The 13,137-nt window shown below is 68.2% G+C and carries 15 protein-coding genes and 2 pseudogenes; all 17 read left to right on the top strand.

Annotated features, from left to right (window positions below):
- The first annotated feature begins 62 nt into the window (after positions 1-62).
- The 17 genes and pseudogenes from JNO44_RS37875 to JNO44_RS37795 all read left to right on the top strand — a co-directional run bounded on the left by JNO44_RS37875 (position 63) and on the right by JNO44_RS37795 (position 13,130).
- Positions 63-371: a PadR family transcriptional regulator gene (locus tag JNO44_RS37875; RefSeq protein ID WP_205368532.1), complete on the top strand. Its 309-nt coding sequence runs from the start codon at positions 63-65 to the stop codon at positions 369-371.
- Between the two features lies 1 nt (position 372).
- On the top strand, positions 373-732 hold the full coding sequence (locus JNO44_RS37870; protein WP_205368531.1) for a DUF1048 domain-containing protein: 360 nt from the start codon (positions 373-375) through the stop codon (positions 730-732).
- A 415-nt stretch (positions 733-1,147) separates the two neighbouring features.
- Entirely contained in the window at positions 1,148-2,545 is a 1,398-nt protein-coding gene (locus tag JNO44_RS44140; RefSeq protein ID WP_240167845.1) for a serine hydrolase domain-containing protein, read from the top strand.
- Positions 2,546-2,831: 286 nt separating this feature from the next.
- Positions 2,832-3,035, top strand: a pseudogene (locus JNO44_RS37855) (helix-turn-helix domain-containing protein); the annotation flags it as partial.
- 156 nt (positions 3,036-3,191) lie between these two features.
- Positions 3,192-3,564, top strand: a pseudogene (locus JNO44_RS45375) (transposase); the annotation flags it as partial.
- 471 nt (positions 3,565-4,035) lie between these two features.
- The gene (locus JNO44_RS44930) at positions 4,036-5,238 is read left to right on the top strand and encodes an ATP-binding protein (protein ID WP_338058599.1); all 1,203 of its coding nucleotides are present in this window, start codon (positions 4,036-4,038) and stop codon (positions 5,236-5,238) included.
- Positions 5,239-5,588: 350 nt separating this feature from the next.
- Positions 5,589-5,999 (top strand): hypothetical protein, encoded by a 411-nt coding sequence (locus tag JNO44_RS37845; protein ID WP_205368528.1) that lies wholly within the window; start codon positions 5,589-5,591, stop codon positions 5,997-5,999.
- A 107-nt stretch (positions 6,000-6,106) separates the two neighbouring features.
- Positions 6,107-6,868: a hypothetical protein gene (locus tag JNO44_RS44925; protein ID WP_338058598.1), complete on the top strand. Its 762-nt coding sequence runs from the start codon at positions 6,107-6,109 to the stop codon at positions 6,866-6,868.
- 199 nt (positions 6,869-7,067) lie between these two features.
- Complete coding sequence (locus tag JNO44_RS37835; protein ID WP_205368527.1) at positions 7,068-7,646, top strand: SAF domain-containing protein; 579 nt, start codon at positions 7,068-7,070, stop codon at positions 7,644-7,646.
- Positions 7,643-8,467 carry a MinD/ParA family ATP-binding protein gene (locus tag JNO44_RS37830; protein WP_205368526.1) on the top strand — a complete coding sequence of 275 codons (825 nt, stop codon included), beginning with the start codon at positions 7,643-7,645 and terminating at the stop codon, positions 8,465-8,467. The genes JNO44_RS37835 and JNO44_RS37830 overlap by 4 nt, the downstream gene beginning before the upstream one ends.
- Positions 8,452-9,804 carry a TadA family conjugal transfer-associated ATPase gene (locus JNO44_RS37825; RefSeq protein ID WP_205368525.1) on the top strand — a complete coding sequence of 451 codons (1,353 nt, stop codon included), beginning with the start codon at positions 8,452-8,454 and terminating at the stop codon, positions 9,802-9,804. Before JNO44_RS37830 ends, JNO44_RS37825 begins: the two co-directional genes overlap by 16 nt.
- Positions 9,783-10,712, top strand: a complete 930-nt coding sequence (locus JNO44_RS37820; protein WP_205368524.1) for a type II secretion system F family protein — start codon at positions 9,783-9,785, stop codon at positions 10,710-10,712. Before JNO44_RS37825 ends, JNO44_RS37820 begins: the two co-directional genes overlap by 22 nt.
- Positions 10,709-11,608: a type II secretion system F family protein gene (locus JNO44_RS37815; protein WP_205368523.1), complete on the top strand. Its 900-nt coding sequence runs from the start codon at positions 10,709-10,711 to the stop codon at positions 11,606-11,608. The genes JNO44_RS37820 and JNO44_RS37815 overlap by 4 nt, the downstream gene beginning before the upstream one ends.
- Before the next feature lie 40 nt (positions 11,609-11,648).
- Entirely contained in the window at positions 11,649-11,843 is a 195-nt protein-coding gene (locus tag JNO44_RS37810) for a hypothetical protein (protein WP_205368522.1), read from the top strand.
- 2 nt (positions 11,844-11,845) lie between these two features.
- Entirely contained in the window at positions 11,846-12,253 is a 408-nt protein-coding gene (locus JNO44_RS37805; RefSeq protein ID WP_205368521.1) for a TadE/TadG family type IV pilus assembly protein, read from the top strand.
- A gap of 50 nt (positions 12,254-12,303) precedes the next feature.
- Complete coding sequence (locus tag JNO44_RS37800) at positions 12,304-12,684, top strand: TadE/TadG family type IV pilus assembly protein (RefSeq protein ID WP_205371252.1); 381 nt, start codon at positions 12,304-12,306, stop codon at positions 12,682-12,684.
- Positions 12,681-13,130, top strand: a complete 450-nt coding sequence (locus tag JNO44_RS37795; RefSeq protein ID WP_205368520.1) for a pilus assembly protein TadG-related protein — start codon at positions 12,681-12,683, stop codon at positions 13,128-13,130. Before JNO44_RS37800 ends, JNO44_RS37795 begins: the two co-directional genes overlap by 4 nt.
- Positions 13,131-13,137: the final 7 nt, after the last annotated feature.

Raw genomic sequence — 13,137 nt, 5'->3', positions numbered from 1 at the left:
AGCTGTAGTCAGCAGCACTGAGTAGCTGAAAGGGGGATCCCATGAGCAAGTAGGTGACGGAGATGCTCAAGGGGACACTGGAGGGCATCGTCCTGGCGATCCTGTCCGGCCGGCCCGCGTACGGCTACGAGATCACGGCGTGGCTGCGGGGTCAGGGCTTCTCCGACGTCGCCGAGGGCACCATCTACGCACTGCTCGTCAGGATCGAGAAGCGCGGCTTGGTCGATGTGGAGAAGGTCCCGTCCGAGAAGGGGCCGCCGCGCAAGGTGTATTCCCTGAACGCTCAGGGACGTGAGTATCTCGACGAGTTCTGGGGGACCTGGAGCTTCCTCGCAGAACGACTGGAACAGCTCCGCGAAGGGGGCGGATGACATGTCTGACGCAGAAGAGCACGGCTTTCTCCCCAAGGTGATCGGGCCCAAGAGGCGCTGGTGGGCGTACAAGGCGCGCGTCAAGGAGCTTCCCGAGAACTACCGCACGGCGGTCGGCGCGATCGAGCGGTACCTCATGCACTTCGTGCCGGCGGACGACGACAGCGCGTCCTCCGCGTTCGAGGACCTTGCCGACCTGTTCGAGCAAGCCGCAGTAGACGGAACGACGATCCGTGATGTCGTCGGGGACGACCCGGCGGAGTTCGCCGAGGCGTTCGCGCAGAACTACACGAGGGGCGGATATGTCCCCGACCGTGCGCGGAAGCGGCTGACCGAGGCCATCGAGTGCGCCGCCGGCTAAGACACCGGAAAAGACCACACGACCGCCCGACCCCGGGCACGGCACATCGCGCCCGGGCCGGGCACCACCTTCTCGACCTCCGCACTTTCTCGACCTCTGCACCGTCTGCAGGGTCGGCGACAACGCGGCCACGCGGTCATGCCCGCCTGGCCGGCGAGTTCACGCCGCACTTTCAGTAGCGGCATCAGGACGGCGACAGCCGGTAGCAGCGCAATCGACGCTGCGGATGTCATGAACGGCTCAATCATGCGTGCGCACCTCGGGCCGCGAACCGGTCCACGCCGAACCCACCCACCTCGTGCCGCGCCCAGGGCTGCCCTGGAGCGCCACACCAGGACGGATCCGTCCTGCAGATCTAGCACCGGATGTATCCGAGCACCGCACACATCGAACGTTGCACGTGAGGAGATTCATCATGGGAACAGGCAACAGCGGCTTCTGCGAAGCAGGGTTGCGCAGGCTGCGCGAGGTACTGGCGCGGTATGTCGACTCCGGGAGGATTCCCGGGATGGTCGCCCTGGTCAGCCGGGGCGGGCAGACGCACGTCGAAGCGCTCGGGACGATGCGCCACGACGGGGGTGCGCCGATGCGCCGGGACACGATCTTCCGGATGGCCTCGACGACCAAGCCGGTCGCGGTCGCGGCGACGATGGTCCTGCTGGACGAGTGCCGGCTGCGGCTGGATGACCCGGTGGACCTGTGGCTCCCCGAGCTCGCCGACCGGAAGGTGCTCAAACGAGCCGACGGCCCGCTGGAGGACACCGTGCCGGCACGCCGGCCGATCACCGTGCGGGACCTGCTCGGCTCCACGTGCGGGCTCGGACTGGACATGACGGCACGCACCGCCCCGATGATGAGCGCGTTCTTCGAGCGGGGGGTCTACGGCCAGGACGGGTGGCTGTTGCCGGCGGTGGAGCCGGATGAGTGGATGCGCCGCCTGGGCACGCTTCCGCTGATGCACCAGCCCGGGGAACGCTGGCTGTACAACGTCAGCGACGACGTCCTCGGGGTCCTGGCCGCCAGGGGCTCCGGCCAGTCTTTCGAGTCGTTCCTGCGTGAGCGCCTCTTTACTCCGCTGGGCATGAAGGACACCGGCTGCTTCGTGCCCGCCGACAAGATCGACCGGCTGCCGCCCCTGCACGCCCCCGATCCGCAGACCGGAGAGTTCAAGGTGGAGGACCCGGCTGAAGGGGGGCACCACAGCAAGCCCCCGGCGTTCCCCTCGGGCGGTGGCGGACTGGACTCCACCGTCGACGACTACCACGCCTACTTCCGGATGCTGCTCAACGGCGGGATGCACGGGGGCGAGCGGATCCTCCTCGCCGCGCACTGGGCCAACCGGAACCCCGGCCGTACCGTGGGCGCGGTCCTGGTCGAGGGCGCACAACCGGACGACTGGCTGGACGAAGCCATGGAGCAGCGGATCCGGAAGCTGTTTCGACGACTGAGCCCGATCATGCTGCTGCTGCGCCCGACGGGCCTGACCCCGCGGATGACCGCCGCCCAGGTCGCGAACGGCAACATCGAGGCCGGGGTGATCGCCCGCGCGCGCAACCTGGGCCCCGTGCTGGACAACATCACCGTCCCGACCCGGTACGTGGTCGCTTCGGGGAAGTCCTTCGGAAGCAAGGGTGACGAGCAGGAACGGCACCGCGCCACCTTCCCCGCGGTGGCCGCCCGCAACTCGAACATCACCATCCACCCGAAGGTCGCCAGCACCCATGCTTCGATCCTGAAGAAGGACTTCCGCGCCGTCGCCGCGGCCGTACGCAAGGTCGCCGCCCCTGACCACGCCAGGGCCCGCCAGCGCTGACCAGGGACGGGTGGTCTGCCAGGCAGCGGCCTGCACCGGCGTCACGGTGCAGGCCGCGCGGTAGAACCGGCAGGTCGCCGTCGTCCAACCGCCCCTCACCGGCGCCGCTTCCCAGCCGCAGCGGGGATGGGCGGAGTCGGCGTGATGCACCCTACAACCGGCCTTCTTACGCCAGTACCGTGGCTTGCTCACGCGGCGGGATACGGGACCTCGGGGGCTTGCCCAGTGGCGGGAACGAAATGACGCTCGGAAAAAAGATCGGTAAGGTCCGCAAGCGCAAGGCTGGCCGCAGCGGGACTTGGCCACGGTGATCGACAATTCAGAGAGCTGGGTATCCCAGGCCGAGCGGGACGTGATCCCGGTCAACAGCCTGGAGACACTGCGTCACATCTCCGATGTCCTGGGCGTTCCGCTGCCCGAACTCCTCGGCGCCGCACCGCCGTCGGGACAGCCGCTGCTACCAACTCGCGAGGGTCCACAGGGTTGGTAGCAATCTTGGTCCCGAGGAGGGTGACGACCCCGTGCGACGCCGTGAACTTCTGGCCGCTGCAGCCGTGGTCTTCTCCTCCCCTTGGCCAGTGCCACACCCGCTGAGGCCAGCACGCTCTACTGTAATGATCAAGACCCAGAGCAAAGGAGAAGCGACCATGGCCGCAAGGGCGAGCCGAAGGGCTTTAGGGAGAGGGACTTCGCCCGCCTGCTGGACGCGGTCCACCAGCAGCTCGGCGGCCCCATCGTGCTGGCGTGGGATAACTGCCCCATCATGCCGATGCCTCGATGCGCGAGCCGATCGCGGCCCGGAGCTGGCCGACCGTCTTCCGCTTCCCTTCGTACGCGCCTGACTTGAACCCGGCCGAGGGCGTGTGGGGCCCACCTGAAGAAACAGCCTGGGCAATCTGGCCCCGTGCAGCATCGACGAACTTGCCGCGCTGGCCCGCACACGCCTGAAACGGATGCAGTACCAGTCCGGGTTACTCGACGGTTTCGTCGAGACCAGACTCGTCCCAGCCCCACCGTGACGTCACGACCGGCTGAAAACCTCAGCATCTCTGGTCGCGGACCATGGCTGTCACACCTGGGATCAGGGCGAACGCTGCGCGCATGTGCCAGGGACCGGCCGCCACCGCAAGCACTGACCCTGCAACACCATGACGGCACGCGCCCCGCCGGCGGGCGCCGTCACAGTACGCGGCATCAACTGGTGGCGGCTGGTGATCGCCACCGACGATGCTCTCCACACGTTGCGAACCGGCCGTCAGCCAGGGCTGACGGGGAACAGAATGGTCAAGGCTTGTCCAACCTGCAGCTCTGGGAAGGATCTGCAGTAGCCTTGGCGGCACCTGACAGTCGGCCACCGGAGCAGAACCCACTACTCCTTGCTATGTTCCGCCTACCGGTGGATGATCATACAGGACATGCCGGGTAGAATTTGACCCGAGAGGTCTTTCCACTCAGTGCACAGTCGCGAGCCGTCCGGGAAGTTCTCGTTGATGCTCCAGCTGGTGTGGTCGGTCTCGCCCGTGGTGTTTGCCGGTGTCCAGCCTCGGAGGTTCCGTTTCCACTTCCCGTTCTTGTCCCGGAGCGTCAGGAACGCCTGGGCTTGGATCCGGTGGGGTGTTCTGGCCGTGGTCACACTGTCCACGTGCAATCCACTGCCGTACACGGTGATCCGATTGCCCTGCCGGGTCGCAGATCCTGTGGCCTCTGCTGGCGGCACAGAAAGCAGCACGGAAAGCACGGCTAGAGCGGCTGTAGTAATCACGTTTCTTCGCATACCGAATGAACGGAAGAATCGATCTCTCAGTCTCGCACCCAGTCGAAGATCCTCCTCCGGCGTGAAGCTCGAAGAGCGGTATGACGGGAGCGATATCGTCACTTTGTCGGGACGGTCCGGAGTGTTTCCCGCTGGCCACCCTCACCGTCTCGTGCGGATGCGCGTCATATCGCCACCGATCGCCATAACTAACAAAAGACCTCTTGATCAGCGGCTTCCGCTCTTCATTAGCGGCGAGGTTCGGTGGTCGCGTTCCAGCCGCGATCACCGTGGAGGTCATCCGCATGACTCCTATTCTGTTCGTCGCCGCATCCCTGACGTTGCTGTTCACCCACACCGGTCCCACGGCGTTTGCCGAAGTGAGCATGAGTGTTCGGCCCGGACGTGGCCGCCACCGCCCTGTCGCCCGAGGGCGGCACGCCGCGCGAGGGGGGCGACGATGACTCCGACGTTGCCCCACAAGGACGACGTGGTTCGAGTGCTGTGGCGCTGGACGAGCGCCACTCCCCATGCGCTACCGCGGGCCCGAGCCACGCTGCGCTGCGCATTGGTTCAACTGGGGCATGGAGGTGAGCCACTGGAGGATGCCGTGTTGGCGGTGTCCGAGCTTGCCGCCAATGCACTCGAACATGCTCCGGGCCCGTACGAGATGCGACTGCGTTTCACCGCTTCGGACCTGATCTGCGAAGTTGCGGACAGAGATCCTCGGTTGCCGACGGTCCCCGCATTTCCGGCGACGGGTCCGTTCGAGGCCGACCCATCGAGGCGCAGTGGCGGCCTGGACGCCTTGCTCAAGGTCATGTCCGAGAGGGGGCGAGGACTCCACGTGGTTCACCAGCTCACTTGCGGAGCCTGGGGTTTCGCCGCCGACAGGGGAGGACGGATGAAGGTGGCCTGGATGGCGATTCCGGGCTGCTAGGGCCGAACGCTCGGCTCCGTGGCTTGCCGCCCCGAGGCGGCAAGCCACGCGCTTCGACCCGGAGCACCGCAGGGAAGTGTCGTGCCTGTCACGGGTCCGTCAAGAAGGGAGAGAACCTTCCCGATCCGAGTGGAAAGTGCGACGCAAGCATTTCCAGCTTGCAATTGATCACGCAGGGTGGTTATTTGTCGGCTCTGAGTGACGAAAGGTGGGGGAGCATGACGTTTCATGGACGAGTGAGGTGGCAACTGCGCTGGGGCTGCGCAGTCGCCGCTGCGATGGGCCTGGTAGGTGGGTGCACTGGAAGCCCACACGATGCGAAGCCGTCCAAAGGAACCGCAACGACTGGGGTGGCTCGCACACCGGGCACCCCGAACGGGGATGCGGTTGCCGCCTACCGGGCGATGTGGAGCGACCTGACCGCAGTCTCGGCAGCCCCCGACCCGCAATCGCCGCGCCTCGAGGACCATGCGGCGGCCGGCGCTCTCGAGTTGATGAAATACGGCCTCAGGAAACAAGTGAAGGAAGGCATTGTAGCCAAGGGCGCTCCACGGCTGGCTCCGACAGTTGTTTCCGCGCGTGACGGCAAAGTCGTCATCCGTGATTGTGTCGACGGTACCGACTGGCTGCAATACAAACGGAACGGCGATCTGAAGAACGACGTGCCTGGTAGCCATTCCAAAGCCGACGCTACTGTGCGGCAAGCCAAGGGTGTCTGGAAGGTCACTGATCTCTACATTGGCGCATCCGGCTCATGCTAATCAGGGACAGCGGGCTGAACAGCCGGGCCTGCGGCGTGGCCGTTTGGTGGGGAATCCTTGCGGCCTCACTCTCAAGCTGGCCTGCACAAGCAGACGGGAACGCGAACATGTTCGGCGGAGTGACGTGCGCTCCAGGGGTTTGCAGCGCAGAAGCGAAGAGCGTCAAAAGGCAGCCGGGACATTCCGAGAAAGGCAGGCCGGAGGCCCGGCCACCAAGCGAGCACACGGAGCCGGACGATATCGGAGCGAAGAGCCCTTCAGGCATCGACGCTTATGACTGGCAGCATGGCTTGGCCAAGATGGGCCTGGTAAACGCTGGAAAGGGGCTCCTTCCGCGTGTCGATGGCGAAGAGTCGGACGATCCACAGGCTGACGCAAAAGAGCACGTGCCGGTGCGGGTTGTGGTGCAGCGGGCGGTGTCGCGGTTGAAGTTGCCGAAGCCGGCGATCCATACCAGCCCGCGTGAGGACTTTGCGCAGGTGGTCAATGTGCCGACGTGGATGTGGGTGGAGCACGGCGCATGGGGGCCTGTGACGACGTCGGCGGCTGTGGAGGGGGTGGAGGTGACGGCGACGGCTCGGCCGCGCAGGGCGGTGTGGTCGATGGGCGATGGCGGGAGTGTGGTCTGTCTGGGCCCGGGGACGCCGTACTCGGCCCGGTTCGGGCCCAAGGCGTCGTCGCCGGACTGCGGTTACACCTATCGGCGGGCGTCGACGTCCGAGCCGGGGAAGGCGTTTCCGGTGTCGGTGCGGGTGGTCTGGGATGTGGAGTGGGAAGGGGGTGGGCGATCAGGCGTGGTACCGGGCCTGGCGATGTCGGCACAGCGGCGGTTGGAGGTGGATGAGGTGCAGGCCGTCGTGACGGGCTGACGGCTGGAGTGGGCGGGCGGTGGGCTGCTGCTGTGCCGTTCGTCGGAAGTTGGACGTTCTTGCTGCGGGGTGAATCGTGGGTACTTCCTTGTCTTCTTCAGTCCCCAGGAGTGCTGGGGACGGTGTGCCGGGGGCGCGCCAGTCAGGTCCGGAGCGAAAGCCGCTTGTGACCGGTGGTCGGCGGCGTCGACTGGGCTGGGTGTGGGCGGGCCTGGGGGCGGTGGTGGTCTCGGCGGTCGGCTTCACGATGGTCGCCAACGTGGTGGGGCACCGGGATCGGGTGCTGGCGCTGGCGCGTGACGTGCCTGTGGGCCGGGTGCTTCAACCGGCTGACCTGCGGGTGGTGGAAGTTGCTGCGGAGGCGGGCGTCGTGCCAGTGGCTGATCGGGGCACGGTCCTCGGGCGGAGGGTGAAGGTGCCTTTGGTGGCCGGTGCATTGTTGGCGCCCGGGCAGGTGGGGACACCCGTCACCTTTCCGCCGAAGGGCTCCTCCCAGGTATCGCTCGCAGTGGAGCCGGGCGCGGCGCCACCGGAACTCGCTCGCGGAGAACGAGTGGCGGTGCTGCCTGGCCCAACTGGAGGCGGTGCGGCGCAGACCGACGACGACCAGGCGTCCGCTCCGGTGATGGGGACGGTGACGGGGGTGCGGGCACCGGAGTCGTCGGGCGGGCCACGGGTGGTGACGGTGCTGGTGGAGACCGGGGCTGCGAAGCGGGCGGCGCAGCTGGAGCATCCGCGTGTGGTGGTGCTGCCGGCACAGGGGCGTGAGGCTCCATGAGGCGTTTGGTGGTGGTCGGGTCGGTCTCGGGCGCGCCGGGGGTGACGACGGTGGCGTTGGCGTTGTCTGCCGCGTGGCCGTCTGAGGCGGATGGTGGGGTCCGGCCGGTGATGGTGGAGGCAGACGGGTCCGGTGGAGACCTGATGATGCGCTTCGGGCTACCGCCAGCGCCCTCACTGTTGGACGTGGCGGCCGCGGTGGGGAAGCCGTATCCAGGGTCCTTGCTGGGTGCGGTGACTGAACTTCCCCTTGGGGTACGGGTGGTGGCTGCGGTGCCGGGGCGCGGCCCGTGCACGGAGGCGGTGCGGTTGCTGGCCGGTGAAGGCGGGCGGCGGGTGCTGCTGGGTGGGGAAGGCGACCAGGGCACGGTGTTGCTGGATGTTGGGCGGATCGGAAGCGACGTTGAGCCGCTGCTGGGGGCCGCTGATCAGGTGGTCCTGGTGGCGCGGGGTGGCGCGGAGCCACTGACGCATGTGTCCGCGTACGGGCTGAACACGGAAGCGTACGGCAGCCGGTTGACGTTGGCCGTTGTGGGCCCGTGTCCGTATCCAGCGGACGAGATTGCGCAGTCGCTCGCCATCGAGCAGGTGGTCTTCCTGCCGTGGGATATCAAGACCGTAGCCGTGATGAACCGGCGGCGTGCGGGACGACTGCGGACGACCGGGTTCCGGGTGACGCCGCTCATGGCCGCGACCTGCAAGCTGGCCCGGCAACTGGCCGACTACCGATCGCAGAAGATCACGATGACGAATGCCGAGACACAGCGGTGTCCGGTCCCGGTCGCGGGTGATGAGGGAGTGCCCTCGTGGGCGAGACGCTGATGCCGCCGGGCGTGATCCCGGCACAAGGCGAGCAGGACCTGGTGCTGCTGGTGCGGCAGCGGGTGGCGGCCCGGCTGGCGGAGTATGCCGGTGAGCGGGAGGCAGCGGGGCTGCCGGCGGAGAGCGAGGCGGCGCGCCGAGCCACCGTAGATCGCCTGCTGGCCGAGGAACTGGGGGCCCAGCGCCGACTGGCCCTCTCCTACGGCAGTCGGGTCGTCGACGCGGCCGTCGAGGAACGGGTCACTCAAGCGGTCACGGATGCGTTGTTCGGAACGGGGCGTCTGGAGCGGCTGCTGGCGGACACCACGCTGGAGAACATCTGCATCAACGGCTGCGATGTCGTCTGGGTCAAGGATGCCTCCGGGACATGGCGTCGCGAGAGTGCCGTGGCGGCCTCGGATGCCGAGCTGGTGGAACTCGTGCGCACCCTCGCGGCCAGTACGGGCGACGAAGAGCGTCGCTTCGACCGAGGAATGCCTCGGCTGAACCTTCAACTCCCCGATGGATCGCGGCTTTTCGCGGTGATGGCAGTGACTGGTCGGGTGTCGCTGACGATCCGCCGCCACCGCTTCCCGGCAGCCTCGATGGCCGAGCTGGTGCGGCTGGGTGTCTGTGATCAGCAACTGGCGGCCTTCCTGACCGCGCTGGTGCGGGCGCGGAAGAACATCGTGATCGGCGGCGGGACAAATGTCGGCAAGACCACGGTGTTGCGGGCCTTCGCACATGAGATTCCGCCCGAGGAGCGGCTGGTGACGATCGAGGACACTTTCGAGCTCGGTCTGGATGCCGATCCGGTGGCGCATCCGAATGTGGTGGCCATGCAGGCACGGGAGCCGAACATCGAGGGGCAAGGTGGTATCGACCAGGCGGAGCTGGTGCGTTGGGGGCTGCGGATGTCCCCGGACCGGGTCATCGTCGGGGAGATCCGCGGTGCCGAGGTCATCCCGATGTGCAACGCCATGTCGCAGGGCAACGACGGTTCGCTCTCCACCATTCATGCCTCGACCTCGCGCGGGGTGTTCACCAAACTCGCCTCCTACGCGGCGCAGGCTCCGGAGCGGTTGTCGCTGGAGGCGACGAACCTGATGGTGGCCTCCGCGGTGCACTTCGTTGTGCATCTGGGCTGGGATGTGGCGGGGCGACGGGTGATCGATTCGGTGCGGGAAGTCATCGACGCCGACGGGGCGCAGATCGTCTCCAACGAGGTCTACCGGCCCGGCTCGGACGGCAGGGCCGTTCCCGCGGCCCCGTTGCGAACGGAGACACTCAACGATCTGGTCGCGGCCGGACTGGAGCCCCAGGTCACCGAGGCACCATGGTGGGGAGCGGCCAGATGACCACCATCCACTGGGGTCCCGGCACGGTGACGGCGGTGGCGGTTGCTTGCGGCACGGTGTGTGGCCTGGGGCTGGTGGCGATCGGCTACGGCGCCGTACGACGGGCGGTGCGCGCGGAGCAGGTGGGGCTCAGGCGTCGGCTGCTTGGGCGGCTGCCTGCGGACTGGACCTCGCGGCGCTTCGCGATCGCGGTAACAGTCGGAGTGGTCGTGGGCGCCTTGACGGGCTGGCCGGTGGCGGCGGTACTGACCGCGGTGGCCGGCCTGACGCTGCCTGGGTTGCTGGGCCCGGACCGGGCGGCGGCCCTGCGTACGGAGCGGATGGAGGCACTGGCCGCCTGGACGGAAATGCTGCGCGACACCCTCTCCGCCGCAGCCGGCCTGGAACAGGCGGTACTGGCTACCGCCGACATCGCGCCGACCGCCCTTGAGGACGAGTTGCGGAAGCTGGCCGCCGCAGTCCGATCGGGACGGTCCCTTCCCGTTGCCCTGAGGGCGTTCGCCGCGGACGTGGATGATGCGCTGGCGGATGTGGTCGTGTCGGCGCTGGTCATGGCGGCCGAGCAGCAGGCGGGCCAGTTGGCGCCACTGCTGGGCGAGCTGGCGGAGTCGGTGCGCGAGCAGGTCGCCATGCGGCAGCGCATCGATGCCGGCCGCGCGAGTGTACGGACCGGGGTGCGGGTCACCGTCATCGTCACGTTGGGGATGGCGGTGGGCATGGTGGTCTTCAACCGCCCGTACCTGGATCCCTTCAACACGTTGACCGGGCAGGCGGTCCTGGCAGCGGTGGGCGGGCTGTTCGCTGCCAGCTTCACCTACCTGTCCGCGATCGGCCGTATCGACGACCCCGTCCGCCTGATCACCCCAGCCGTCGCCGGGTCAGGTCCGGCACCGGGAGGTCGACCGTGATTGTCATGCTGCTCGGGGCGCTCCTCGGCGCCGGGGCGACCGCTGTTGTCTACGGGCTGCGTCCTCCCAGGCCCGCGCTCGCCGATGTCCTGACCGCACTCAACACCCCTGTGCAGCCTGTGTCTTCGTCGGAGCGGGGCGCGGAGGAGATGGAGTGGGCGACCCGGTTGGGGCGGCGTGCGGTGCCGTTGGTGCGGGCGCTCGGATTCCCCACGAAGTCCTTGCGGGCGGACCTCGCAGTCTGTGGCACGGACGAGGAAACGCATCTGGCGGGCAAGGCCACCTGTGCAATGACCGGGCTCGTCGCTCCCTGGGCCGGCGTTCTGCTGCTGCGCCTGGGGGCGGATGTCGCGGCCGGATGGTGGGTACCGCTGTCCGGCTCCCTGGCCCTTGCGGCAGCGCTGTTCTTCGTCCCCGACCTTGGTCTGCGCAAGCAGGCGCAGCGGCGACGCCGCGAGATGCAGCACACCCTCAGCCTCGTCCTGGACTTGACTGTGATCGCGCTGGCCGGCGGCGCGGGCGTCCAACAAGCCCTGACCCAGGCCGTCGCCGCACCGCAGGGCTGGGCAGCCGGCACCCTGCGGCACGCCCTGCACGTCGCGCAGCTCACCCGCACCAGCCCCTGGACCCGCCTGGGCGAACTCGGTCGGCAGCTGGGCGTCAGCGACCTGGTGGAGCTCGCCTCGACACTGAGCCTTGCGGGCAGCGAGGGCGCCAAGGTCCGGAGCTCACTGGGGGCGAAGGCGCGGGCGATGCGGCGGCGCAGGATCTCCGAGGCCGACGGGGTGGCGCAGGCGGCCACCGAGCAGATGTCCGTGCCGGTGGTCGGGCTGTTCGCCGCCTTCCTGCTGCTGATCGGGTACCCCGCCCTCGCTCACGTGCTGTCCGCCACTTGACAGCTCCGAAACGCACAAGAATCGAAGAGAAAGTCAAGTCATGTTCGATGTGAAGACGATGGCTCGCCTGCTGCGGGCCCACCTGGCCGAGGTGCGCCGGCACGCCCGCAGCGACGCTGGCTACACCACCGAGACCGTCCTGATCACCGCCCTGCTGGTCATCCTGGGCCTGAGCGTGGTCGGCATCATCGTCGCCAAGGTCACCGCCAAGGCCAAGTCCATCGACCTCGGGTAGACATGACCGCTGTCCCACGTGGGTTGCGCGACGATCGCGGGGCGGCGTCGACGCAGCTGGTGCTGGTCGTCCCCGTGCTGCTGCTCTTGGCCATGCTGGTGGTGCAGTTCGCCCTCGTCTGGCACGCCCGGCACATCGCCCAGTACGCCGCCGCACGGGCCCTGGCCACCGCACGAACCAAGGACGGTACGGCGGCGGAAGGTCGGGCCCAGGCCCGGCGCAGCCTTGCCGCGCTGGGCAGCCGGATCCTGACCACGCCTTCCGTAGCGGTCGACCGCACCTCGACGCAGACCACGGTCCGAGTCCGGGGAACGGTAATGGCCGTTGCCCCGGGCCTGCACCTGCATGCCTCCGGTACCGCTGCCGGCCCCACCGAACGCCTCACCACCCCCGCCGGGGAGCGGCCATGACGCCCCAGACACGTCGTGCTCGTGATGCCGATGATCGGGGTTCGGCGTCGGTGGAGCTGGTGCTGGTGACCCCGCTGCTGGTGCTGGTGCTGCTTGTCGTCGTGGCTCTGGGGCGGCTTGCCGACGCACGCCTCGTCGTGGCGGACGCTGCCCACCAAGCCGCCCGTGCCGCTTCCCTGGCCCGCACCGAGCACGCCGCCCGCGCCCAGGCCGCCCACGCGGTGACCACCGCGCTCAAAGAAGCTGGGGCCACCTGCACGAGTCCTGTCGTCCGCATTACGACCGGTGGCCTCACCCCCGGAGCCAACGTCACGGCGAAGATCTCCTGCACCGCTGCTCTGGGAAACCTGACCCGCACTGGAATGCCCGGCCGCGTGCGGCTGGCCGGCACTGCCTTCTCCGTCGTCGATACCTTCAGGGGCACCTCATGAGGCACTGGCTCCGAGCACACCTGGGCGTCGCCGGTGCCAAGTTCGCTCAGGGAGACGACCGGGGGCAGGCGACGGCGTTCGTGGTGGGTGTTGCGGCCGCGTTGTGGTTGTTCGCCGGGATCGTCGTCGACGGGGGCCTGGCCTTGGCCGGCAAGGCTCAGGCGCTGGACGTGGCGCAGGAGGCCGCCCGGAGCGGCGCCCAGCAACTCGACGTCGGTCGGCTGCGCGACCATCGCGAGGTCCGGCTCGTGGGTGTCGAGGCTGCCCGGGCTGCCCGCGCCCATGTCGCCGCAGTCGGGGACGCAGGCAGCGCGACCGTGAAGGGGAGCGCCGTCACCGTCCACGTCACCCACCGCTACCGCACGCAGATTCTCCAGCTGGTCGGCCTGCGCACCCTCACCTTGCATGCGACCGCAACCTCGTACGCCGAAGGCACCACCCCATAAAGATCGT

Source organism: Streptomyces noursei (assembly GCF_016917755.1).
GTDB lineage: Bacteria > Actinomycetota > Actinomycetes > Streptomycetales > Streptomycetaceae > Streptomyces > Streptomyces yunnanensis.
The sequence above is the reverse complement of the archived record's forward strand: the minus strand, read 5'-3'. Positions and strand labels throughout refer to the sequence as shown.